2 pseudogenes are annotated in these 1,196 nt (G+C 41.8%); both read right to left on the bottom strand.

The features are described from left to right. Positions 1-182, bottom strand: a pseudogene (locus tag QUA56_RS36660) (ISKra4 family transposase); the annotation flags it as partial. 88 nt (positions 183-270) lie between these two features. Further along, positions 271-600 (bottom strand): annotated as a pseudogene (locus QUA56_RS36655) (transposase); the annotation flags it as partial. Between the last annotated feature and the right edge of the window lie 596 nt (positions 601-1,196).

Genomic DNA, 1,196 nt, shown 5'->3' with positions numbered 1-1,196 from the left:
TCCTGTTGCTTCTTTGATAAAAAAAAACCGATTTGTGGGCCCACTTTTTCAAGCCATTGTTGCCTGAGATGTTTTTCCATATTTTCCAGACTGGTCAGTTCACTTGGCGGTGTATTGTTATACAAAATTTTAGCAATTTCTGCCGAAAAGAATTGCAACTGCTCTAGTTCTTCATGGGTCATGGCTCTTTTTCTCGACTTTTTTTGACACTTTTATTGATTTTAACTATTTTACACTTATTCGGATATTTACAAAACCGGGATGCTCCCGCGCATAAAATATCCAAGTTCCCCAAATTTGGAGCTGAATGCCGTTGAGAGAACCTGTCCACAAATAACTTAATCCCAAAAGCCTTTTTACGGTATTAAAAGCATCTTCAATCCTCCAGCGCCTGCGATATAAATCTGCGACGACGTAGGGTGGTAATACATGAGGAGCTAGCACGCTTGTCAAATAAGAATGCCAAATTTTACCGGAACGAACTTCAATCAAACGTAAGGTAATAAATGGAGTTTTTGAAGTTCCTGAGCCTAGCCTTATCCGACTATCTCGGAGTTCGTAACTATTGGTAAATACTTGCTCTACTTTAATTGATGCTCCGTAAGGATTCAGGTCAAAAAAAACTTCAGTGGCGGCATCTGGTAAAATAAACGAATGAAAAAGCCCGCAGCCACCAGACAGAAAGAAAAAACCCAAATCGAGCAGTTGAGCCAAGCTGAAGGAGTGGAAATGGTGTTGGGGCTGCAAAAAATCATCATCAGAATTACAAGAAAAACTAGCTATTGCGGAGGGCAAAAGTCGAACCACCAGTCAAACCTCTTCAAAACCCCCATCAACGGATCTCATCCAGAAATCAGAGAAACCAACAGTCAAACCAGAAGCAGACCAAAAAAAGAAACCAGGTGGACAACCAGGTCCTGACGGGAAAAACCCGAAAAGGGTTTGGACGAGTAGACAGAACCGAAATTAGCTCACCGGAAATCTGCCTCAATTGTGGCAGTCAAGAATTAAGTGAAGTAATTAACATCCACTCTCAGCAAGTAGCAACTCTAGTCGCGAAACCAATTGAAGTCGTCGAATATCAGACACAATCGTGTAAATGTCTCGAATGTGGTGCAGTAGTTAGGGCTTGCTGAATAAGCCTAAAACCCTTACCTGAAAAGACTTTGACTCGCGAGCGGCGCGGATAAAGTGTA

Source organism: Microcoleus sp. N3A4, assembly GCF_036701805.1.
GTDB lineage: Bacteria > Cyanobacteriota > Cyanobacteriia > Cyanobacteriales > Microcoleaceae > Microcoleus.
This window is presented reverse-complemented; position numbering and strand designations above follow the sequence as displayed.